This window comes from Gardnerella sp. DNF00747 (genome assembly GCF_049262675.1).
Lineage (GTDB): Bacteria > Actinomycetota > Actinomycetes > Actinomycetales > Bifidobacteriaceae > Bifidobacterium > Bifidobacterium swidsinskii.
Genome location: NZ_CP058394.1, coordinates 815,170 through 836,612 on the forward strand (window position 1 = coordinate 815,170; position 21,443 = coordinate 836,612).

25 protein-coding genes are annotated in these 21,443 nt (G+C 41.6%); all 25 read right to left on the bottom strand.

Annotation, left to right across the window (positions count from 1 at the left end):
• Positions 1–8: 8 nt before the first annotated feature.
• The 25 genes from HXT32_RS03065 to HXT32_RS03185 all read right to left on the bottom strand — a co-directional run bounded on the left by HXT32_RS03065 (position 9) and on the right by HXT32_RS03185 (position 21,330).
• Positions 9–929, bottom strand: coding sequence for a GH25 family lysozyme (locus HXT32_RS03065; RefSeq protein ID WP_422119057.1), 921 nt, complete (start codon positions 927–929; stop codon positions 9–11).
• Complete coding sequence (locus HXT32_RS03070; protein WP_032812430.1) at positions 922–1,341, bottom strand: phage holin family protein; 420 nt, start codon at positions 1,339–1,341, stop codon at positions 922–924. Before HXT32_RS03070 ends, HXT32_RS03065 begins: the two co-directional genes overlap by 8 nt.
• Before the next feature lie 163 nt (positions 1,342–1,504).
• Positions 1,505–1,837 (bottom strand): toxin, encoded by a 333-nt coding sequence (locus HXT32_RS03075; RefSeq protein ID WP_422119058.1) that lies wholly within the window; start codon positions 1,835–1,837, stop codon positions 1,505–1,507.
• On the bottom strand, positions 1,818–2,000 hold the full coding sequence (locus HXT32_RS03080) for a hypothetical protein (protein WP_065189411.1): 183 nt from the start codon (positions 1,998–2,000) through the stop codon (positions 1,818–1,820). The genes HXT32_RS03075 and HXT32_RS03080 overlap by 20 nt, the downstream gene beginning before the upstream one ends.
• 45 nt (positions 2,001–2,045) lie before the next feature.
• The gene (locus tag HXT32_RS03085) at positions 2,046–4,853 is read right to left on the bottom strand and encodes a phage tail spike protein (RefSeq protein WP_422119074.1); all 2,808 of its coding nucleotides are present in this window, start codon (positions 4,851–4,853) and stop codon (positions 2,046–2,048) included.
• A 12-nt stretch (positions 4,854–4,865) separates the two neighbouring features.
• The gene (locus HXT32_RS03090; RefSeq protein ID WP_422119866.1) at positions 4,866–5,528 is read right to left on the bottom strand and encodes a hypothetical protein; all 663 of its coding nucleotides are present in this window, start codon (positions 5,526–5,528) and stop codon (positions 4,866–4,868) included.
• 2 nt (positions 5,529–5,530) lie between these two features.
• A complete protein-coding gene (locus HXT32_RS03095) occupies positions 5,531–8,098 on the bottom strand; it encodes a hypothetical protein (RefSeq protein ID WP_422119059.1) in 2,568 nt (855 codons plus the stop codon).
• 249 nt (positions 8,099–8,347) lie between these two features.
• Positions 8,348–8,713, bottom strand: a complete 366-nt coding sequence (locus tag HXT32_RS03100; protein WP_014554474.1) for a hypothetical protein — start codon at positions 8,711–8,713, stop codon at positions 8,348–8,350.
• A gap of 18 nt (positions 8,714–8,731) precedes the next feature.
• Positions 8,732–9,304: a major tail protein gene (locus HXT32_RS03105; protein ID WP_415704839.1), complete on the bottom strand. Its 573-nt coding sequence runs from the start codon at positions 9,302–9,304 to the stop codon at positions 8,732–8,734.
• Entirely contained in the window at positions 9,288–9,626 is a 339-nt protein-coding gene (locus HXT32_RS03110) for a hypothetical protein (protein ID WP_103014101.1), read from the bottom strand. Before HXT32_RS03110 ends, HXT32_RS03105 begins: the two co-directional genes overlap by 17 nt.
• A complete protein-coding gene (locus HXT32_RS03115) occupies positions 9,619–9,999 on the bottom strand; it encodes an HK97 gp10 family phage protein (protein WP_016815970.1) in 381 nt (126 codons plus the stop codon). The genes HXT32_RS03110 and HXT32_RS03115 overlap by 8 nt, the downstream gene beginning before the upstream one ends.
• On the bottom strand, positions 9,996–10,328 hold the full coding sequence (locus HXT32_RS03120; RefSeq protein WP_422119060.1) for a phage head closure protein: 333 nt from the start codon (positions 10,326–10,328) through the stop codon (positions 9,996–9,998). The genes HXT32_RS03115 and HXT32_RS03120 overlap by 4 nt, the downstream gene beginning before the upstream one ends.
• Positions 10,329–10,607, bottom strand: a complete 279-nt coding sequence (locus HXT32_RS03125) for a head-tail connector protein (RefSeq protein ID WP_112928570.1) — start codon at positions 10,605–10,607, stop codon at positions 10,329–10,331. It abuts the gene before it with no gap.
• A gap of 30 nt (positions 10,608–10,637) precedes the next feature.
• Positions 10,638–11,822 carry a phage major capsid protein gene (locus tag HXT32_RS03130; RefSeq protein WP_422119061.1) on the bottom strand — a complete coding sequence of 395 codons (1,185 nt, stop codon included), beginning with the start codon at positions 11,820–11,822 and terminating at the stop codon, positions 10,638–10,640.
• 2 nt (positions 11,823–11,824) lie between these two features.
• On the bottom strand, positions 11,825–12,559 hold the full coding sequence (locus HXT32_RS03135) for a head maturation protease, ClpP-related (RefSeq protein ID WP_422119062.1): 735 nt from the start codon (positions 12,557–12,559) through the stop codon (positions 11,825–11,827).
• On the bottom strand, positions 12,516–13,805 hold the full coding sequence (locus HXT32_RS03140; protein WP_422119063.1) for a phage portal protein: 1,290 nt from the start codon (positions 13,803–13,805) through the stop codon (positions 12,516–12,518). The genes HXT32_RS03135 and HXT32_RS03140 overlap by 44 nt, the downstream gene beginning before the upstream one ends.
• Before the next feature lie 11 nt (positions 13,806–13,816).
• Positions 13,817–15,409 (bottom strand): terminase large subunit, encoded by a 1,593-nt coding sequence (locus HXT32_RS03145; protein ID WP_422119064.1) that lies wholly within the window; start codon positions 15,407–15,409, stop codon positions 13,817–13,819.
• A 123-nt stretch (positions 15,410–15,532) separates the two neighbouring features.
• Positions 15,533–15,757 carry a DUF7678 domain-containing protein gene (locus HXT32_RS03150; protein ID WP_422119065.1) on the bottom strand — a complete coding sequence of 75 codons (225 nt, stop codon included), beginning with the start codon at positions 15,755–15,757 and terminating at the stop codon, positions 15,533–15,535.
• Between the two features lie 133 nt (positions 15,758–15,890).
• Complete coding sequence (locus tag HXT32_RS03155) at positions 15,891–16,175, bottom strand: transcriptional regulator (protein ID WP_422119066.1); 285 nt, start codon at positions 16,173–16,175, stop codon at positions 15,891–15,893.
• A 114-nt stretch (positions 16,176–16,289) separates the two neighbouring features.
• Complete coding sequence (locus HXT32_RS03160) at positions 16,290–16,517, bottom strand: DUF4314 domain-containing protein (protein ID WP_422118832.1); 228 nt, start codon at positions 16,515–16,517, stop codon at positions 16,290–16,292.
• Positions 16,517–17,152 (bottom strand): virulence protein, encoded by a 636-nt coding sequence (locus HXT32_RS03165; RefSeq protein WP_285068263.1) that lies wholly within the window; start codon positions 17,150–17,152, stop codon positions 16,517–16,519. The genes HXT32_RS03160 and HXT32_RS03165 overlap by 1 nt, the downstream gene beginning before the upstream one ends.
• 66 nt (positions 17,153–17,218) lie before the next feature.
• The gene (dcm, locus tag HXT32_RS03170) at positions 17,219–18,706 is read right to left on the bottom strand and encodes a DNA (cytosine-5-)-methyltransferase (RefSeq protein WP_422118880.1); all 1,488 of its coding nucleotides are present in this window, start codon (positions 18,704–18,706) and stop codon (positions 17,219–17,221) included.
• Positions 18,699–19,967: a site-specific DNA-methyltransferase gene (locus HXT32_RS03175; protein WP_422118881.1), complete on the bottom strand. Its 1,269-nt coding sequence runs from the start codon at positions 19,965–19,967 to the stop codon at positions 18,699–18,701. The genes dcm and HXT32_RS03175 overlap by 8 nt, the downstream gene beginning before the upstream one ends.
• A 14-nt stretch (positions 19,968–19,981) precedes the next feature.
• Positions 19,982–20,767, bottom strand: coding sequence for an S-adenosylmethionine synthetase N-terminal domain-containing protein (locus HXT32_RS03180; protein ID WP_422118882.1), 786 nt, complete (start codon positions 20,765–20,767; stop codon positions 19,982–19,984).
• Positions 20,768–20,778: 11 nt separating this feature from the next.
• Positions 20,779–21,330 (bottom strand): P27 family phage terminase small subunit, encoded by a 552-nt coding sequence (locus HXT32_RS03185; RefSeq protein WP_422118883.1) that lies wholly within the window; start codon positions 21,328–21,330, stop codon positions 20,779–20,781.
• Positions 21,331–21,443 lie beyond the last annotated feature (113 nt).

The window sequence follows — 21,443 nt, forward strand, 5'->3', positions numbered from 1 at the left end:
AAACTGTTTTACAAGAGTTCGTTTACTCGTTTTTGTACCGTATCATAATCGTATCCTGCTTGAGCTAGACGCTGTTTACGCTCATTTCCGTTACCCCACGTGCCTCGGATTACTTCACGTGCAAGCTCATCAACTGACTTTCTACAGGCTTTAACACCGAGAAGCCTATTAACCTTATTTTGCACGCTCGCATAATCGTATCCGGCAGAAGTTAAACGCTGTTTACGCGTGCTGCCGTTACCCCAAGCGCCGTTAATAACTTCTCGCGCCACCTCATCAATACTTGACGTGCGCGCAGCTTGATTGGATCCGCCGTTTTTACACCCGTTTAATCCAGCGTTTTTAATAATGCTCGGATAATCCTTGTAAGCATAATCCATGTCAACTCTGCCGGCTACTCCAGGCACACTGCCACTTGACGAGTATTGCCAAAGACCATACGAACCTTGATAATTGCAGTGCGTGTTCCACTGTGCGATCCACAAAGCGTAACGGTTTCTAACATGAGATGACACAAGATTATTAGCAGTTGAAAGCGAAGTGTAAAAACCTGCATAATACCCGCAAGCTTCCAGCTTATTGCAAAAACTGGTAATCAGCGAATCGCAGAAAGCTCGCCCACGGTTAAGCTGGCTTTTTTCTTCCAAATCAAAGTAAACAGGATACTCAAAACTCTTACCTGAAAGCATGTTCACACAGCTTTGAGCTTCCTCAGACGCTTCAGAAGCAGAGTTTGCGTACGAATACCAGTAGGCTCCAACATCAAGACCGCATGTTTTTGCTTTACGATAGTTCTGTTCAAACCACTTGTCTTTGCATCCGATACCGTATCCTGCTCGAATGATCACAAACTCAATGCCGGATGCTTTCACCGCGTTGAAATCAATGTCACCCTGCCATTCTGACACGTCTATTCCTTTTTTACTCATGAGTATTGTCCTTTCTGTTCTTGTCGTGTAATTGTTCTAAAACGTTTTTTAATTTCTCAGGCACGGGAAGCCCCAGGTGAGCCGCGTTTTCGGTTAAAGATAATCCTTCGTTAGATAGGTAGAAGAAAATTACTGCGGTTCTCATCACGCTTCCTTGTTTCAAAACATGAAAATCTATAATGTTTGCTATGCCAACAAGCATAAAAATGAGCACCTTTCTAAAAATGCCCTTAAAACCAATGCTGCTAGACAGTTTCTTATCCGTAACAGCACACATCACGCCTGTAATATAATCCGCAACCACAAATAAAACGAGTGCGAGGATAAGCCCGTCGCACCCGCCTAAAAAGTATCCCAGCCAGCCGCCTACCAGTGTGAAAGCCAGTTGAGCAATATTCCAAAATCCTCTCATAATTCTCCTTACAAGTTTTCCTAACATTTGCCAGTACTCTTATAAAAACAAAAAACAAAAAGTAGAAAGTAATAAAAAATGGCAGGCATGGTTTAACCCACACCTGCCCTAACATTTCAACATTTCAGCATTTCAACTGATATTATTTTTCAACACATGACTACTAATTAACACATTCTTCAGCATCTTCACCTTTCCCAGCCGTTTCACCTTTTTCAGTTTTTTCAGTTTTTTCGGCTTTTATTTTCAAAATTTCGTCGTTAAGTTCGCGTTCTCTAGAGTTAAAATAGTCTTCTAACTGTTTCACATACGCTTCATATTCCATCGAGTTTTCCGCAATCACTGCCGAACGCATATCAGATAATACGCTTGCAACAATGCCTTCTATCATGTAAGTAGGTATTGGTATTTGCTTATTCAACTCGACTATTTTTTCGTTTAACTCAGCCTTATATTTTTGCACAGCTACCGCGTAGCTAATTGTCGGTTTTACCACTACTCTCCTCCAATCTTTTTAGAATAATATCCAGCTTGTGGCTGATTTCGCATAAAATTTTCGTATTATCAACTACAGGTGTTGTAATACTTTCTGTCACATCTTTTAAGCGCGTACCCTTATTAGCCACTATTTTGTTTGTGGGAATAATTAGTTTCTCCATAACAAATTCTCCTCTACTTTCACTTAACGCTTCCACCCGCGCTTTTTAATAGTATTTAACTTTCATGAGTATCCCGTTTTTAAACACCATGTGAGCGTTAGAACCCCATTTTGAAGCTTTACCATCCTGGTTCATTTCAATAATCTGCACATAGTTAATATCCGCGTCTACTCCTGCACCGTCTTGCCAAACAGGATCTATAATCTTGTTACCATGCATGTAAAAGTTGCATCCAGCGTGAATACCATACTCTTTATAAATGCTTTGCGAACGTGAAAAACACAGCATAGTAGCGTATGTTTCTTCATCAGCCGTTTTACGCTGCGCGAAAGCCATATACTTTCCGTCGTTAGTAAGATGAAAAACTAGACCCTTGTGAGAATTATCTTCTTCCCACTCGCCGGTTCCAACATAGCCAATATACACGCCGTTACGGTAGAAGTTGTTCCCGTTTTTATCAAAAACAGCTCTTTTATGATCCTCATCAACTTCACCATCGTAAAGTTCTATCTGCCCGGGTGTTATTTGCACGTATTTACTCGAATGGTTAAACCCGAGAAGGAAACTGTTATAGTTTTGCTGCATGAAACTACCAAAATCACCTTTTTTAACCATTGAAGATATGGAATCTTCTACTATGGTTAGTTTAGAAATAGCCTTATCAGCCGTGGATTTAGCAGCCTCAATGTCTTTATCTTTAACTCTGATCCAAGCAAACGTTCTAAAACTACTTATACTGTCAGCTGAAACGTAATGCCATAGTTTGCTTGTTCCACCTTTATACGGGTGTTCAGACTCAGGATAATTTTCACCTTCAACCTCAATAATGTTAATATCTTCAGGCAGTTTAGACGCGTATCCTGAAATTTCTCCTGAATACTCTTTTTTAATGCTATCAATCTTAAAACCATAATTGTCAAACGGAGACCAGTTAGTTCTAAAATGTAGCCAAAACTCGTTTGATGGAACAAACACTGTTGCGCCAGAAATTTTTTCACCAGTTAAACCCGGTATAGCGTAAATTTTATCCTCATACTTGTAAAAAATGTCTACAAAATCGTCAAAAGCTGATTCCGTGTGCGACTTCTCATTAAATTTTACGGCTAAACTTTCCTGCTTAACAATAAGCCTGTAAGCGTAGCCGGTTGACGTGTCGTAGAAAAAATCACCAACATGCTGCATTTTTTCACTATCATTCAGCCACAAGCTCATAGGAGCGTTAAACTGGCTTGGAGTATACGAGCCGTAATAGTTACCGTTTTTCTGTTTAAGACTATGGTTAACGCTTTCAACACCAGCCTCAATCTTACCGTCTGTAACATTCAGTTTCGTGTTGATTTCACTTATCGTGTAATAGTTTTCAAGCCGCCTACCAGTGTCTTTTATAGCCTCGTTTTTTGCTTTACTAATCTGCTTTTCTACCTGGGAAGTGTAAGAAACTGAAAGTTTTTCCGCGTCAATCGAATGCCCGATAATCCTGTCACCATACACCATGCCGTCAAGAGTCATCGCAGTACTGTAAGGGCCTGAAAAACCGTTATGGCTTCCAGCAATACCATTCATGTTAACCTGTAAAACTTTCGTAGCAGTGTTCTTATCAGGCGTATCCATGTAAAGGTCACGAACCCACATGCCTTTACTATCGTATTCGCTTATCTTATAGCCGCTTTGAGAATTACCCATTTGCGCTTTAATATTATCGATCGCAGCTTTAACACGCTCGTTATCAATTTTTCTAGCTTCAACCGCTTCTTCTTTTAACGTTTGAACAGCATGCGACACGTTTTGCACATACCCTTTAGAAATCCTGCTCGCAAGCACGATTCTAACTTCGCCTGGTTTTTGAATCGGTATAGTCTGTTTTACTACAGGAAACACTCGGTCCATGCCAAATTGTGGAGCGAGACAACGAACCCTATCCCCACACTTAATCGTCGCATAATATAAACCTAACTCGGATAAGTCAACCGCGCTAAGGCTTATTTCTACATGCTCAAACTGGTTATCCTGTAACCATTTAGTAGCTTTGCGCATAAGATTAGTTGGAACTGTCACATTATTGAAATTAACAACTTTACAAACCCAGCCGAATGTTTTTTGCGCTTCACGAGATACTATATAGTTTTTCCCATTGTTTATTGAAGTAATATCAACATGCTTTTTAAGAACCTCGTTTTCACCATTCTCGTTTTCCAACTCTTTTCCGAGAGGAATAACCGCTGTAGTAACATCCTCTGCTGAAAGGTTTTCCGCGTATTCAAGCAGGTTCAAGCCGAAACTAATATGCTGGCTTGTAGCTTTACCTATTTCTTCTAAACGTAGGTAATCTAAGTAAAGTTTCCCGTCTTCTTTTCTAAGACGCACATATCCGCCAAGCTTTTCAACCATTTTTCCCATAATCGCTTCAAGCGTGGTTTCAAAATTAGTAAACCTGTAGAGTGAATCATTCGAGTCAGATACTGTGACGAAACCAATTCTTATTTTCTTATAATCATCTACCTGACTGTTATGAGCTTGTAAAAGTTTTTCTAAAAGCTGGTAGGAACTCTGATCATGATATTCTTTCTGAGGTTGAATACTATCAGCTAAGTAAGTTAACAACCCTACGCAAGTTACTTTCTTACTACCATACAAGTCTTTTACTTGTTCTCTAACCTCGCCGAAGAAAATCTCCTCATCGTCACGCCACACGCTTACTATTGATTTCCGGTTTTTAATAAGCTCATAGCAAGGGTTTTGACTCGGGCAAGTAAACGTTAACGTTCCTGCAGTATTAAGCTCCAAATTTAACGTGATATCATCAAGTACCGCTTTGTCATCATTTGGATAGTAAATCGTATTATCATCAAGCATGATCCTGTACACTCACAACCACCCCCTTTTATAGGAAATATTTACCATCCCGTTTCCAACGAATGTTAAACTCATGTTTATTTTTGAACGAAGCTGTGGGAAACGGTTAACACCTGTTTTAATCTCATAGTTTTTACCATTAGAATCCAGTAGCATACTGTTAGATGACAGGTTGTTAAATTCTGGAATCAGTGTCATGTCAAAATCGTGAACGAGTGTTATTTCCCGCTTATCATCTACTTGCACACCCCATATTGTGTGAACACCATCCGAATCATCTACACTATACTTATATGGTTGCAGCTTATAGTTGAGTGTGAGAGTTGAATAGTTTTTATCCGATTTAAAACCACTAACCCACATTCGACCCTGATAGTAGAACAATGGTTCATCATCAAGAGACAGTTTCACACTCTTGCCGTGGATTAACGTTTTAACCCTATGGCATGTTTCACTCCACTTGTTTTTGTTTGCAACAATGAATTCGAAACAGCCTTCACGCATCTCGTATAACACTTCACCAGCAAGACTTTCACTAATATCAATACTTTCCTGCCTGCCTGGTATTTGCAAATACTCTAATTTAGGTTCTGGAAGTTGAACGAGCGGACGGCTTGTAGCAACAAGCCCTAGATCGTTAAAACTATGCAACCCGTTTATTAGCATCCCATACACTTCTACCACCCCCTTGTTTTTCTTGTTTGAAGCTTAAAAAGCTCACTGTCCATCCTGTGCGCGATACCACCCACTAGTTCGCCAGTGTCGAGCACAATACTCTGGTTGGAAAACTGTGGGAAATACGCGTCCATAATCGCTAGAATCTGGTTCATAACACTAAGCATTTGCGTGTTCGCTCCAGTGGTCATGTTTTCTAAACTATTCAACCCCATAATCACTTCCGGGCCTTTTTCACCTCCGCCAAGCATACGCCCGTTTTTCTCACCGAAAATAGTCGCCCCGTTTAACAGCATCGGCTTGTTCATTGCTTTCTTATACCAGTCGATAGCAAGATACGGTACAGACGGTGGCGTAAGAGAGAATTGTCCTTTAATACTAAAATGCGGCAGTTTAATATGAGGAAGACTAAGTTTTATGCCAGAGAAAAACCCTGTTATAGCGTCGATTACTGCTTTAACCTTGTTTTTCGCAGCTTCAATTGGAGTGATGATCGCAGTTTTAATACCATTCCAAATTGACACAACCGTGTTTTTAATACCGTTAAACACAGACTTAACCATGTTTGCTACTGAATTAAACACTGTTGAAATGCTTGTTTTAATACCGTTTACCACGCTCATGATCGCAGTTTTAATACCATTCCAAACACTTGTTGCCGTGTTTTTAATACCGTTTAAAACGTTAGTGAAAAACGATACGATACCATTCCAAACATTCATGAAAAAGTTTTTCACACTCGACCACAGTTTGTTCCAACTAGTGCCAAAGAAAGACAAAAACACGTTAAAAACGTTTTTTAACGTGTTCAATACTGTCATGAACGTGTTTTTAACCGCGTTCCAAACAGCAGTAAAAATTTCTTTTACACCATCCCAAAGCTGAGACCAGTTACCGGTAAACAAGCCTATAAAAACGTCTAAAACGCCTGTGATTAAATCAAGAACGGTTTTGAAACTAGTAAAACTTAAATTTAAAGCGCCTTCAAACAGTGGAGCTAGAATAGCACACAAACCATTCCACACTGTTTTAAGCCCTTCAACAATACTCGTAAAATCAATACCAAGGCTTGACAGTTTTTCTTTAACACCATTAACAAAACCGGTGAAAGTTTCCTTAATTTTCTCCCAAACAGCAATAACACTGTTTCTAAACTCTTCATTCGTGTTCCATAAGGTTACAAAAGCCGCTACCAGAACACCAATAACCGCAACAACCGCGAGTATTGGCGCGGATACTCCACCTAAAACAGCGCCTAACCCTTCAAGAATGCTAGAGCCGGAAGTAAAACTTGCGAACATTTTACCTATAAACAAAGCTAGTTTAGAAAACCCTTGTATAGCAACACCTATTTTAGAAATACACGTTCCAAGAACCACTAAAAAAGGGCCGACTGCCGCAGCAATCAGCCCAAGTGTCACTATAAGTTTTTGGCTTTCTGGAGAAAGCTGTTTAAATTTAGAAAGCCATGCTGAAATTTTCTGCATTAATGGTGTTATGACGGGAAGTAAAACATTACCAATAGTCGCAGCAATATTCTGCAACTCTGTTTTTAGAATCTTCATAGAACCCGAAGCGCCAGCGGCTTCACGCCCAGCCTGCCCTTGAGCGTCAGCAGTCTGCTCCATAATAAGAGCCAAAGTAGCAGCCTGTTTCGCTTGCAAGCTCATCGCGCCTCTACCATCATGCAAACCCATGGCAAGAGCTTTAGCTTTAATAGTCGCCTCGTTAACACCCATACCATAATTGTCAAGCATCGCATTATTACCTTTAAGCGCGCCTGTTAAAGCAAGAACAGCAGACTCGGTTGTGCCACCAAACATAGCAGACAAGTCGCCTGCAAGAGCAACCAGCTTCTGACTCATCTCGGCTGCTTCAGCATCACTTTTCCCACCAATATTTTTCAACATCGCGCCCATAGTATTCGCATACTCTAAAGCTTGACCTTGAGCAATACCATAATAGGATTTCAAACTTCCTGACCATTTAAGCATCTTGTTAGCAGACTTACCGTAAATCTGCTCTGTTGCACCCATAGCATCCTGTAAGTCTGCTGCAGCAGTAAAACCAGCAGTACCAATAGCAGCAATCGGCAGCGTAACTTTCGTGCTTAAACTTTGACCAAGAGATGACATACCATCTCCTAGTTTCTTTATCTTTTTGCTCGTACTATCAAACTGGCTACTAAGCTTGGTTAAACTAACACTACCTACCTGTTTTAATTTTTCTTTTAAACTATCAAGATTATTTTCTGTTTCAACAATCTCACGCTGTAACGCATCATACTTGTCTCTGCCAAGCTCCCCGTTTTCCAACTGTACTTTAGCCTGCTTATCCGCCTGTTTCAAAACGTTAAGCTTATTAGACGTTTCTTTGATTTCTTTCTGCAAAAAAGCCTGCTTTTGGCTTAGAAGCTGCGTGCTTGTCGGATCAAGTTTCAAAAGCCTATTAACATCACGAAGCGACTGCTCGGTTGAGCGAATAGTCGAATTCACCTGTTGTAAAGACTTATCTAAGCCTGTAGTATCCCCACCAATTTCAACAGTAATACCTTTAATCCTGTTTGCCATAACTTCACCTCCCTTGACTCTTAATTTACGCGTGAAAAAATTCAGATTTTCTGTTTAATACCGCAATGTGAGAATGTTTGGTTCTCGTTTAGAACCTGTCAAATTCTGTTTGGCTTGCGAGCTTATCGTATTTCACACTATCGTTTGCTTTCTCCGTCCACATGTCTAAAACCATGCCGATGGTTAAAAGATCCAGTTCGCAAATACTAATACCGATTTCTGTGCATCTAAGAAGAAACAACGCGGTTGTCATTTGCCGTGTTGTTGTTTTAAATTTTTTTTAGATTTTACTTCAGTTTCCAAGTTTGCTCCCCAAAGTTCTAGAATTTCAGGAAGAATCTCGTAGATAGAAAACATTTCAAACTCGTCAAGCCACTCATCAATACTTGCTGGAATACTATTATCCGCATGGTAAGCCATGATATAGGCTACGTTTTCAAAAATTTCAAGATCTGCTATTTCAAAAACACCCTCGTTGATTTTGAAAGACTGCTCTAATTTTGACAGGTCTTTGAAAATATCACGCTTGAATTTAATACGATACAATCTTGGAATAGTGGCTGAAGAACGAAACTTCACGTCTTTACCATTTACTTTTACTGTTTTTTCTAACACGTTTACCCCCTTTAAAACTTATTTGTTTTCCGCGTTAGCTTGCGGAACGTACACGCTCTTATACCAGTTCTCATAGGTTTCTTTTGAAGTAGTGTCACCGCTACGGGATTTCACCAAACCATCTTCTCTAGGATCAGCCGTAAGCGACAAAGTTTCAGTACCCGGTTCTATAGTGTCTTCCTTAGTTTCTGACTCGATAGACGGTCGTGTTGCTGAACAGTTATATAAAACGTGTCTGATCGCGTTCACGTCACCATCAAACTCAAACAGGAGCGCGAATTTTTCTGTTTCACTAATCTTCGCGTTTTCAACCAGCACACCGTTTTTATCTAGTTCTTCTCGTAGTATTTGCGTCCTAAACCATTCAGGTATAAGAGCAATTTCCAAGTCGCCACTGTAACCGTTGTTAGCAGTCGACCTGAAGTAAACAATCCCGTCAGCGTAAAACGGTGAGGATTCACCCTCAGCCTCAAGGCTTATGCTCACCGCCCCCGGAATCGGCTTAGGCTCATCGTAGGAGAAACCACTCGAATCTTTTTTAAGTTTTGCCGCGTACACGTTTTTCAGATTGTATTTAACCTTGTTTCCCATTTATTGTTACCTCCATTTCAAAAATGTAGAGTGTTTCATAAAGCTGTTCCGACTCTATGAACGTTTCTGTTTTGTTATAAAAAATGCCGTGCCTATCAAGCACGGCCTCAACTTGTTCTTCCAGTACGGGGTTCTTATAGTCCGCGTATAGTTCAATATGAACTTCGTTTGCTTTAAAATACGTTTTCCCGTCTGCCGCAAAATTACTGCTCGCAGGCGTAAGAAACAGGAGAAAAGGCGGATTAGGTGATTCTCCCTCAGCAAAATGATGGTATGCGAAAGGAAAACCTATCTCTCTCATAATGTTTAAAAGATTACCCATTTTTAACCGCCTCCTCTATTTCTTTTTCAAAACTTCGTACTGCTTTACTTTCAGCCTCAGCAATGTGTGCTCTAGCTTCCACGCGTCCGCCTCCTCGTTTAGCATGACCGTACTCTAACAAGTGTGTAAGCTGATACTTGTTTCTAGAATGCACTACGAGAACTAGCCTGCTGCCTGTTTCGCTTAATGTTTTAACAGCCCAACTTTTCGCATACGCGCCAGTTCGTTTAGGAGCTGTCACGTTAATTTCTTCTTTTGCTGTTTTACCAGCGTTTTTTACTGCTTCTTTTACTTTCCCGGTTGTAACTTTCGCGTAAGTTTTAAGCTCTCTAATAACTTCTTTAGAGAGGCTTCCAATACTTACTTTGCTCACTTTTTACACCTCTTACAGTGAAGTTTCAGGCTTTTCTTCTTATAATTCATGTGGTCAACACCTAAAATCTCGTAAACCGTATCACGGAAAATAATCCTGTAACCAAGCGATGAGACTACAGCGGTTTCTTTCGAATATCGGATAGTAAAATCTATTTTTGACTCATCCCACACGTTTCCTGCATTAGTCTGCTCAGATGGGCTTTCAGCACTCACCGTAGCGTAACACTCGTAATATTTACTCCACTTAATCTTATGGTTACCAATATCATCAATTTCAACACTGTTTTTAAGCAGCACAATACGCTCGTTTAATAAGCCTATTCTCATTTAAAACCCCGTTTTTCTAACAGTAAAAAGCATCGAACGTAAAGTGAGCATAAGCGCGTGGTGGTCGGCTTCTTCCCGATGCTCATACAAGTAGCCTGTAGCGTATAAGACTGCGAGCCGATACTCGTCAAAGTTTTCACTAATCAAACTAGTATCGTTTTTACGAGCTACTCCCTGGCAGAGTTTTTCAGCAGAATGAATAAGGGTGTTGATAAGCTCATCATCTTCTCTACTATCCACCCTAAGATAGTTTTTTGCTTCCTCAACTGTAACTATCATCAACACCCCTCCTTAACTTTTAGCCGTCTTTTAAGCTGCTACGCTTGTTTTAACAGGTAGAATCTGTACTGCTTCTTTAAGCACGAGTTTGCCATCTACACGCTCTTTAGCGACGAAACCTATCATGCCGTTTCCAGCGAAAAGCTCGGTAAGCTCTTTAAACGAGCGTGAACCACGGTCACCAATGTTGTAGTACGAGTAGTCGCCAAAAGCCACCATGTTTTCAGGCGCGTAAGCAGACGTGTATACCGGGTATCCGAGAATCCTGTTCGGCTCATCATCCTGGTATGAAGGCTGCCAAACGTACGCGCCATTATTGTCTTTAAGTTTTCGTATGCTCGCGACTGTTTTATCGTTCATAATAAAACTCGCGTTTTTACGGTATGGTCGCCTCAAAGCGTGAACAAGATCAATCAGATCATCAGTTTTAATACTGGTAGTTTCTTTAAGGAACGTGCCACCGTCTTTCTTGTTGAAAATACCAGTCGGTTTTCCCACGCCATCCCCGTTAAGAAAAGCGTCTTCCTCAGCGTTAGCCAGCGCCATGCCGAAGGATGTGAGAAGATGATTCTCGAGGTTAAACGCATTATCATACAAGAGTTCTTCAGTAACTTTTACCGCAACGTGAAGCTTATGAGCGTCAAGCAGGATTTGAGCAAACTTGGAATCCCCAAAGTTAAGGCTTGCGCCTTCTTCAATCCAAGCCGCCGCAGGATCACTCATCGCAACATTAATCTTATGCTCTCCACTAGTGGTAATCGTGGTAGCAAGAGAGCGAATAATGTTTTCTTCTTTCAACGTTTCAATCAGACGATTATCGTATTCTTCCGGCACAAGATACCCACCGTCAGCGTCCACGCCTTCCTGCAACACGTTATCGACTCGTTTAAAATTACTTCTAAGAGCTGTAAGCATTGCCTGCTTATACTCGTCACGCGCACGACCTTGTTTTTCAAATTTCACGCCTGTTTTCATAGGTTTTGCAACAATCGCCTCAGATGTTGGTTTTGAAAGCTCCTTATCCATCACTTCCATCTGCTCCAAGCGATCAATTTCCATACTGTAAGCTTTCACTTTCGCTTCCATCTCATCATAAGTTTTCGCGTCTTCTTCTGAAATAAGCCCGTCCTTGTCACGTTTAGACTCAAGGAAAGCTTTCGCACCCTGCCAAGCCTTATTACGTTTCTCAACCATGTTTGAAATAGTGTTCATCATGTTTACCTCCAATTTTTGATTAAAAAAAGACGATCCATAAGATCGTCTGCACTAATATTGTTTGTTTCCTTACCGCTTATCCGGCAGGCTTTAGATATTTTTTCCAATAACGTGTTTTTCACGCTTGCTTTCGAATACAATGTTGAAACCTGTGGTATGCCAATATCAGCGGTTTCACCTCTAGTTAAAACACCGTCCGCGAACCCGAGTTCTACCGCCTTGTTAGCATCCATCCACGTTTCCGAATCCATTAAATGCGACAGTTTCACACGGTTAAGCCCTGTTTTAATCTCGTAAGCGTTAATAATGGACTCTTTGACCTCATCAAGCATTGATATTGCTTTTTCCATTTCGTCTCTGTTTCCAAAAGCAACAGTCATAGGATTATGAATCATAAGCATTGACACCGGGCTCATATAAACCTTCGTGCCAGCCATCGCAATAACCGAGGCAGCCGACGCAGCAATACCATCAATCTTTACCGTCACACAACCCTTGTAATCCATGAGCATGTTATAAATTTGTGCCGCAGCCACACAATCGCCGCCAGGCGAGTTAATCCACACGGTAATATTTCCACTACCAGCGTTTAACTCGTCTTTAAAAAGTTGTGGTGTAATATCATCATCAAACCATGATTCTTCAGCAATCGTACCGTTAAGAAACAGTGTCCTCTCCAAAATCTCATTATTCTCACTGTTGACCTTCTGGTTTTTCCACTGCCAAAACTTCCTCATTACCTTTTTCCTCCTTTCCGCTACTGTTTGCGAACGCTCCCGCACGGTTAAGTGGGAGCATGTTACCGTTAATCAAATACAAGTCACCACCCTCACAGGCGGGAATCTTATCCAAGTTTTCTAACTGTCTAATATCGTTCGCGCTCATCCAACCGTTTTGACGAGCGGTAGCATAACCATTCATACGACTCTGATAGTCTCCTCGAAGAAGACCATCCACGTTAAACTTCACATAATAAGTTTCTTTCTCCTTATCAGTAAAAAGCCGCCTCGTAATAGACTGTTCAAAACGCGCCACCCAAGGATCAAGCGTGTATTTCACAAACTCCAACGACTGCTGCTCAATATTAGAAAAACTTGATTTTTCCAAATCACCAACCATGTGTGGTGGGACTCTGAAAATACGAGCGATCTCGTTAATCTGAAACTTACGAGTCTCTAAAAACTGTGCTTCGTTAGGCGAAATAGAAATAGGCGTATACTTCATGCCTTCCTCTAAAATCGCTATCTTATGCGAGTTAGAACCCGAGAACCCCTTATTCCAACTATCCCTCATACCAGACGGATCTTTCACTGTTCCGGGGTATTCCAAGATTCCGCTTGGTGTAGCACCGTTAGCGAAAAACGATGCACCATACTCTTCCGTAGCTATCGCCATACCGATAGCGTTTTTTGCCATCGCAATAGGCGAATATCCAACAAGACCATCAAAACCAAGACCGGGAATATGAAGCACGTCAAAAGGTTTAAGTTTCACACTCGTTTCTTTACCCGCTAAAACATCACTATCATTTAACGTATACTCGTAAAAAATTTGACCACTCTCATCCCGGTCAACTCTCATACGATCAGGCATTAAAGGGTATAAGCCTAAAACCTCGCCTTTACCGTTTCGAATAATCTGCGCGTAAGCATTACCCCATAACAGTAGATGCGTCATCAAGGTTTCTCTAAACACGAAGCTTGTCATTTCAAGATTCGGCTCATCATGAAGCACCTTATACAAAGGATGTTTAACCGCTTTAGCTGTACCCGTACTCGTCCGCTCATACACGTGAAGCGGCAGGCTCGCCACCGCCTCAGACAAAATACGCACACACGAGTAGACAGCCGTCATCTGCATCGCCGAACGCTCATTCACCCTCTTACCGGACGAGGACGTACCCATTAAGAAACGATAACCGCCGCCTAACATCTTGTTTTCAGGCTTATCTCTGCTCTTAAAAATCTTACTGAAAATGTTCATGACCCTCCCTTTTACATGAATAGGATTCCTCGAGCGTCATACACGCTTTGAGTGTTCGTGTTACCGCATCTGATAGCACGGTCAAGTGCCATGATGGTGGCTATAGCACCGTCGATTTTCTCGGTTGATTTTTCTTTATCGCATTTAATGTTTCCTGCAGGATCTGTCCTAATAAATATGTTGTCCATGTTCCAGCGAAGCACCGGATGAGCGGAGTGTGCGATTTTCTGCTCGAGCACAAGCTTCATAAGCTCCTTGGTAGGCGGACTCATATCCTTGAATCCCTGTCCGAACGGAACCACGGTAAACCCCATGTTTTCAAGGTTTTGCACCATTTGCACCGCGCCCCAACGGTCGAAAGCAATCTCACGAATATTGAAACGTTCGCCTAATGTTTCGATGAATTTTTCAATGAACCCGTAGTGAACAACGTTTCCTTCCGTAGTTTTAATAAACCCTTGTTTTTCCCACACGTCATAAGGCACGTGATCTCGTTTCACGCGTAAACTCAAGGTTTCTTCAGGCACCCAAAAATAAGGTAGGATACGAAACTTATCCGACTCATCTAAAGGCGGAAACACAAGCGAAAAAGCCGTAAGATCGGTGGTGCTTGAAAGGTCAAGACCCCCGTAGCAGACCCTTCCTTCGAGTTCTTCCTCGTTCACCTGAAAACCGCAAGCATCCCATTTTTCCATCGGCATCCAACGAATAGACTGTTTCACCCACTGGTTAAGACGAAGCTGACGGAAAGCATTCTCTTCACCAGGATTTTGCCGAGCGGACTCGAAAGCAGCCTTAACTTTCTCCATTTGAACCGTCACTCCAAGAGAAGGATTAGCTTTCTTCCACACCTTAGGATCCGTCCAATCATCCGAATCTTTTGCACCATAAATCACTGGGTAAAAAGTTGGATCAATTTTCCTACCCTCGAGAATATCAACTGCTTTCTGATGCGTCTCATAGCAGATAGAATGCGTATCCGTACCGGCTGTGGTAATCAGAAAATATAGTGGCTGCATGCGAGCATCCCCGGAGCCTTTAGTCATCACGTCAAAAAGTTTACGGTTAGGCTGCGTGTGAAGCTCATCAAACACAACACCGTGAATGTTAAACCCGTGTTTAGAGTACGCTTCAGCCGACAACACTTGGTAGAAACTGTTAGTTGGTAGGAAAATAATACGTTTTTGCGAAGCTAAAATTTTAACCCTACGATTAAGAGCCGGACACATTCTAACCATGTCCGCCGCCACATCAAACACGATCGTTGCCTGCTGACGGTCCGCCGCACAACCATAAACTTCCGCACGCTCCTCATTATCCCCACAGCATAAAAGCAGTGCCACAGCAGCAGCCAGCTCACTTTTACCCATCTTCTTAGGTATCTCAATATAAGCAGTATTAAACTGACGGTAACCATTCGGTTTAACCACGCCAAACAAGTCCCTAATAATCTGCTCCTGCCAGTCAAGGAGCTTAAAAGGCTTACCAGCCCACGTTCCCTTCGTATGCGTTAAACATTCAATAAAACTTACGGCATAATCCGCTAAATCCTTACTATAGGTTGAATTTTCTTTTTTAAACTTAGTAACCTCGTATGCTTGCAACTTAAGCTCCTCCTTTCTTTAGGCATAAAAAAAGACGCTTTCAGCGCCCACATCATTTTCTCGTCTTTCTTACGAGAAACAGGGCCTTAAAAAGCCCTGCTACTTTTAATAAAACTTCAGTTTCTAGTTTCTAGCTTCAAGGATCATTTCTAAAGCCTCATTTGCAAGCTTGCTTGTTGGCATAATGTCCCAGCCTCTATCGTAGTTTGCGATAACCTTGTTATTGTTTTTCAAAGTAAGCTTGGAAATTCTTCCCTGGTTAATCCCATATTCGCTTGGCTCTTCAAAAACTTTCATGCTGTAGCTTACAACCTGATCTTCTACTTTAAGCGTATCTTGTTCCCACATGGTTTTTCTCCTTTGTTTCTGTGCTTTTTGTTAGTACTATATATCACTCTAAAAGCACATAATAGCAAGTCATAAATGAGAAAAAATCGCAGGTAATTCCACGATTTTTCTTTGGTTTAACCAATTTTTCTTTTTAATTTCTTGCCTGTTTAATCGCTTGGTAGGCTTTTTGAATATCCTTGTCCAAGGTTTCAGCATCCGCAAACAGTTCAAACTCCGTATCGTTTAGTTTTCCTTCGCTTACCTTCCAAAGCTCCTCGTGAGCTTTACTGGCGCAGGTTTTTGCTGTTTGTGCAATGTCGAGCATGCTGATAGCCGAACTAATTTTTCCTTCTTCAGCTTTTTTGATTGCGTTTAGTGTGTAGCGTCTGCAGGCTTTAACTTCGCTTGTAAGTCTTTGTAAGGTTTCTTTTTTCATAGGTTTTTCTCCTTTGCTTCTTTGCTTTTGCTGATACTATATATCACTCTAAAAGCACATATTATCAAGCAATAAATGGGATAAAACCGCTGATATTTCCACTAATTATTGTTCTTACAAGTCGCTAATTTTTCGGCACTTATCCACGCCATAAACAACACTTAGCCCGCTTCCTGTTTCCCAAGAAACCATGATTGAACCCATATCATCAACACCTCGTACTCTGCCTTTAGTGCCGATAGGAGGTGCCTGAACATCATCCATTAAGATAAGCTCTACCAAACAACCTATCGGATAAGTTTTTCTAAGCTTTTCAACCTGTTCTCTACTTACCGTTCTCATCATTCACCTCTTTCGTTTCTAAAAGCACAGGAGCCTTCTAAACGGGAAAGCAGAATCTTTCTATCCTTTTTAAACTCATCTCCGATAAACCCGAGCCTAAGAAGAAAACATCTGAAAGCATACTTATCGTTAACCGGCTTATGCTTAGTTTCATTCACATGTTTTACTTCCAAGCTCATTTTGCAAAGAGCAGAAACAAGCTTCATGTAAGTATCCATATGATCTTGGCTTACATCTTTAAACCAGGGAAAACTAACTGTTTCATCGTTTTCTTCTATTTCAAGGCTTGTCACATCGAGTGCTTTTTTGATTAAATCACCCTTGTTTTTGATGATTTTTCTAAGCTTAGTCACATCAAGCTTATCTTTTGGAAACTCGACTGTAAGCATGCGTGTGCTTTCATCTTGTGTTTTAGGAAGGCTTATACCATAGTCGCCCTCAAGTATTTGTTTTAGATCCTTTAGGTTTTCATCATCCGCAGATGTTACTGTCCCGGTTTTACCAATTGTGAAAGGACCTATCTTGTAAGCCATGCTGGGAGTTTTCAGATACGTGGCTTTAAGACCTGTTAAGTTTTCTATTGCTTGTATGAGTGGTTTTCTTTTAGAACCTTTTAAACCATATTCTAAGCTCATTTTAATACCTCCTTTAGGTTTTTCCTTGTGTATATACATCACTCTAAAGAAGGTATTTAGCAAGTCTTATGTGCTTTCTTTTCCCTGAAAATAAGCGATATTTTTGAGAACGAAATACACGCAGGGAAGTGCCACGCCGTTGCCCCACATCTTGTATTCTGCCGAATCAGTGTGAGGATTTTTAAGCCATTTGATTATCTGATTTTTACTTTTCGGCTTACAGGCGTTCGTGACTAGTTTTCGATGTGTTTCAAACACGTCCTGCCAAAAGATAAGCTCTTCATCGCTCGGATTTTCTGTTTGAAGATTATCACACCAACAGTCAGGAAAACCCTGCAGTCTTGCACATTCTTTCGGTGTTAAACGTCTAACCACATAGTGTTTATCCTCATTCATATCGTTTACGACAGGAGGATCTTTATAGTCACTTGCCACAAGCGTGTCTGTCATTTCAGCCCGAGCATTCGTGTGATGCGAGTTTTTACTCGTAGAGTACACGATTGCAAGACCGCCTTGATTAGCTTCAGGCGAGTTTAGCCCTGTGTTAATTGTTCTTGCCAGTTTCGTTTCATACACGTTAGCACGCTTGTTTTTCGTGTTGAGTGATGTTAAACGAACGTCAAAACAGGTTTTATCACAAACCACAAAAGGCTGATTATTCCCACCTGTTCCAAACGTGGAAAGTACAGTTTGAGACACGCTAAGAGGCCCTTTATATCGTGAGTCCTGACCGTGATTTTCAAACACGAGCGGTGGATGGTTTCCCACACTTGCTGTAAGCGTACCGCTTTTGTTTTCAAACACGTCCATTCTGCTTCCACCCTGATCGTTTAAACAGTATCTTTCGATTGCATCACCAGTGCCTGTTTCAAAATGTCCGGTAGTTTCTTGCCACGGCTTTCCGCTCGCCGTAAAATCCCCAGGCATGCTTTCTTGCTCAAATAATATTTTTCCGGCACTTTGTCCATCAAAATCTGCGACAAGAAAGATACGTTTTCTTCTCTGGGGTACTCCGAAGTATGAAGCATCAAGTACCCGCCATGCGAGTGAGAAATCTTCTGCCATGACAAGTCCTGCACTGCTCCATTTTTCAGGTCTAGGAGCATTAAACGAATGTCCTTTGACAGCACAGATTTCTTTGATAACTTTCTCGAAGTCTTCTCCTTTATTTGAGGAAAACGCTCCCGGAACGTTCTCCCAAACGATATATCTTGGTTTTTGTCCACCTGTTTTCCTCCTCATCTCTTTAATAATCCGAACCGCTTCAAAAAACAGGTTCGAGCGAGAACCGCTAAGACCTGCCCGTTTACCTGCAATCGACATGTCCTGACATGGGCTTCCAAACGTGATAATATCAACCGCTTCCACAGCATCGCCTTTAATCTTTGACACATCACCTAAATGCTTAACATCAGGCAATCTTTTAGTGGTAACTCTTATAGGAAACGGCTCGATTTCACTTGCCCATAAAGGTTTAATCCCTGTAAGCGTAGCTGCTAAAGGGAAACCGCCCGAGCCATCAAAAAGGCTGGCGAGTGTAAGTGTTTTACTCATCGCCAGCCTCTTTCATCATTTCAATTGCCTGCTTAAAGCTATACTGTTTCCCATCTCGTATAAGAAGCACGTCCTTGGTTTTATCATCGTGAAACTTCATGTAGCGTTTAACCGCAACATCAATGAATTTAGGTTCAAGCTCCACTCCAAAACAGACTCTGCCAATCTGCTCACAGGCTATAAGCGTAGATGCCGAGCCTAAAAACCCGTCTAACACAAGACTGTTTGTTTGCGTGCTTTGTTTAATAAGATAAGCGATTAACGGCACGGGCTTACTGGAAGGATGCCCACAGCCTTCTTCCTTCGAGTTTTTAATCCCGTCAAATTCAAACACGGCTGTCTGTTTCTGATCACCATACCACTTATGTTTACCGTCTTTACGCCAACCGTAAATAATCGGCTCCATGTTAAACTTCCAGTCCGTTCGCATAAGTGGAGCTCTTGGCTTTTTCCAAATTAAACCGGCTGCCACCTTAAACCCCGCGTCCTCAAAAGCATCGTAGAAAACACGTGCTTTCATGGTCGCGTAAAACTCGTAAATAGACGCGTCAGCTGCCATAGAGTTTTTGAAGTTGGTAAAAACTTTCATTAAAAACTCGTAGCCTTCTTTATCGCTTAAATCATCGTTTTTAATTTTCCCTGACGCGTTTTCAAGGTTCACGAAATAAGGTGCGTCCGTGCAAACAAGATTTACTTTTGTTTCACCCAGCAGTTTTTCAAACGTGGAAGAATCGGTTGAATCACCGCAAATAATACGATGCTTACCAAGCGTCCATATGTCACCTGTTTTAGAAAAACATGGTTCTTCCAGCTCTTTTTCAACATCAAAATCATCATCGCTTACGTCTTTATCAGCATCAAAAATACTGGAAAGCTCCGCCTCATCAAACCCGAGAAGCTCAAGATTAAAATCCGCGCCTTCAAGCTCCGATAACTCGACTGCTAAAAGCTCATTGTCCCAGCCGGCGTTAAGTGAAAGCTTATTATCCGCGATAATATAAGCACGCTTTTGTGTTTCAGTTAAATGGTTTTCTTTCACGCACGGAACTTTTTTAAGACCCAGTTTTAATGCCGCGGCAAGCCTACCATGCCCTGCGAGAATCGTATTATCCTCAGCCACCAGAATCGGGGATAGAAAACCAAACTCACGAATACTTGCCGCTATCTGAGCTACTTGTGCCTGAGAGTGAGTGCGAGCGTTTCTCACATACGGGATAAGCTCACTTACGTCAGCCAAATAATACTGCATTTCTTTTTCCATAAGCTTTCCTCCCGTTAGAAAAGACCCCAGCAAGCCAGCTTTTCAAAACCACCCACCGAGTCAATATAATCTTTCGCAATTTTCACAATCTGCGAATACGGTTTACCATCAACCATCTCGTCCCCGATAGCACAAGAAAACTCAACCACCCGACCGGTTTCCTGTGCTTTCAAAAACGCGTAAATGTTAACCGACACGTCAGCTTTCGTAAGATCCTTACCATGAAGGCCGCCGCCTGTAACAGAATCAGCCATGTCTGACCCGAGTTTTCGGTTAACCGCTCCCGTATCAACGCTGATACCGCCCGTCCAATCACCTAAAGGATTAACAAACGCATTCGGATACTCTTTCAATAAGTCTTCTCGTTTAGCGTGAGACTGGCAGATGATAAGCTTTTCACCATCAAGAACATACTTGCCGTCATACGGATACTTTTCATAAACCTTTCGAGCAATAGCAGAGAGTTTCTTCTGCTCGCCTGTTAATGGTACGCCTTTAAAAATCCCGTTATCAGCGCAGCGAACCATACCATCCTGGTTTCGGCTTAAATGCTTATCCTGCGGCACAACCGTAATATCAATCTTTACTTTCCCAGGGCTTAAACGGTGGATAATATTTTTAATATCCTTAAACTTAAACATCACCGTGCTTTCAATACACACGGCACACTTACCATGCCCGAGCATCACTTCAACAGCAATCTTCGGATTCTCATCCAGCTTGTATGCAAGATCAACAATTGCTCCGGCAATACGATCCGCAATCTTGTCCGGGTGACTTGGATTTACTTTTTCTATCATAATTTTTTCTCCTAAATGTTTTTACGTGTAATAAGCAGGCGTTCCATTAAATCGTTTTGAGGTGAAACGCCATCAAACTCAGTCGAACAGTTTTCTTTCACAATTTGGAAAATCTCATTCCAAAGCCTGACCGCCTGATTCATGTAGTTAATACCAATATTGATAAAAGGCGATGGTATCGGTTTACCCGTGGTTGGATGCTTGGAAAGAAACCCGAGTTTACTGGTTACTTCCTCGCATTGAATCCAACGAGCACAGCTCATCGCATACCGTTCAATAAGAGGAGATGGCACTTTACTGCTCACACCAATGTCTTTTAGCCACTTCCATGTTTCTTCAAAAATTTCTTTAGCCTGAAGCTGAGTACCGTCTTTTTGTGTGGCGGATAAAAACTCGTGAGGAACAGGCATTTCAGCACCTTCAAGCTCCGGAATATCAAGAACGCTTAAAGGCCTGCCACCGGGGTTTCCGTCATTCGCTTTTTCAACAACTGCTTTCCTTTTACGCCCGGCACCTACGCGTCTGCCGCCACGACCGCCAATATTATTTGATTTTGTAGGCAAACTTTCCGCCTCCTTCCCACGCGAGTTTTAACTATTAAAAAATTTTTGTGTCTGATTTTGCCTATTACCCTTTTGAATACGCTGTTTTTGCACGCGAGACCCTGCGCCCGTTC

What these genes read in the sequence shown, in the direction of transcription:
- HXT32_RS03065 (WP_422119057.1), bottom strand. Translation starts at nt 929, where the DNA reads ATGAGTAAAAAAGGAATAGACGTGTCAGAATGGCAGGGTGACATTGAT.
- HXT32_RS03070 (WP_032812430.1), bottom strand. Translation starts at nt 1,341, where the DNA reads ATGAGAGGATTTTGGAATATTGCTCAACTGGCTTTCACACTGGTAGGC.
- HXT32_RS03080 (WP_065189411.1), bottom strand. Translation starts at nt 2,000, where the DNA reads ATGGAGAAACTAATTATTCCCACAAACAAAATAGTGGCTAATAAGGGT.
- HXT32_RS03085 (WP_422119074.1), bottom strand. Translation starts at nt 4,853, where the DNA reads ATGCTTGATGATAATACGATTTACTATCCAAATGATGACAAAGCGGTA.
- HXT32_RS03095 (WP_422119059.1), bottom strand. Translation starts at nt 8,098, where the DNA reads ATGGCAAACAGGATTAAAGGTATTACTGTTGAAATTGGTGGGGATACT.
- HXT32_RS03105 (WP_415704839.1), bottom strand. Translation starts at nt 9,304, where the DNA reads ATGGGAAACAAGGTTAAATACAATCTGAAAAACGTGTACGCGGCAAAA.
- HXT32_RS03110 (WP_103014101.1), bottom strand. Translation starts at nt 9,626, where the DNA reads ATGGGTAATCTTTTAAACATTATGAGAGAGATAGGTTTTCCTTTCGCA.
- HXT32_RS03120 (WP_422119060.1), bottom strand. Translation starts at nt 10,328, where the DNA reads ATGAGAATAGGCTTATTAAACGAGCGTATTGTGCTGCTTAAAAACAGT.
- HXT32_RS03125 (WP_112928570.1), bottom strand. Translation starts at nt 10,607, where the DNA reads ATGATAGTTACAGTTGAGGAAGCAAAAAACTATCTTAGGGTGGATAGT.
- HXT32_RS03130 (WP_422119061.1), bottom strand. Translation starts at nt 11,822, where the DNA reads ATGATGAACACTATTTCAAACATGGTTGAGAAACGTAATAAGGCTTGG.
- HXT32_RS03135 (WP_422119062.1), bottom strand. Translation starts at nt 12,559, where the DNA reads ATGAGGAAGTTTTGGCAGTGGAAAAACCAGAAGGTCAACAGTGAGAAT.
- HXT32_RS03140 (WP_422119063.1), bottom strand. Translation starts at nt 13,805, where the DNA reads ATGAACATTTTCAGTAAGATTTTTAAGAGCAGAGATAAGCCTGAAAAC.
- HXT32_RS03150 (WP_422119065.1), bottom strand. Translation starts at nt 15,757, where the DNA reads ATGTGGGAACAAGATACGCTTAAAGTAGAAGATCAGGTTGTAAGCTAC.
- HXT32_RS03155 (WP_422119066.1), bottom strand. Translation starts at nt 16,175, where the DNA reads ATGAAAAAAGAAACCTTACAAAGACTTACAAGCGAAGTTAAAGCCTGC.
- HXT32_RS03160 (WP_422118832.1), bottom strand. Translation starts at nt 16,517, where the DNA reads ATGAGAACGGTAAGTAGAGAACAGGTTGAAAAGCTTAGAAAAACTTAT.
- HXT32_RS03165 (WP_285068263.1), bottom strand. Translation starts at nt 17,152, where the DNA reads ATGAGCTTAGAATATGGTTTAAAAGGTTCTAAAAGAAAACCACTCATA.
- dcm (WP_422118880.1), bottom strand. Translation starts at nt 18,706, where the DNA reads ATGAGTAAAACACTTACACTCGCCAGCCTTTTTGATGGCTCGGGCGGT.
- HXT32_RS03175 (WP_422118881.1), bottom strand. Translation starts at nt 19,967, where the DNA reads ATGGAAAAAGAAATGCAGTATTATTTGGCTGACGTAAGTGAGCTTATC.
- HXT32_RS03180 (WP_422118882.1), bottom strand. Translation starts at nt 20,767, where the DNA reads ATGATAGAAAAAGTAAATCCAAGTCACCCGGACAAGATTGCGGATCGT.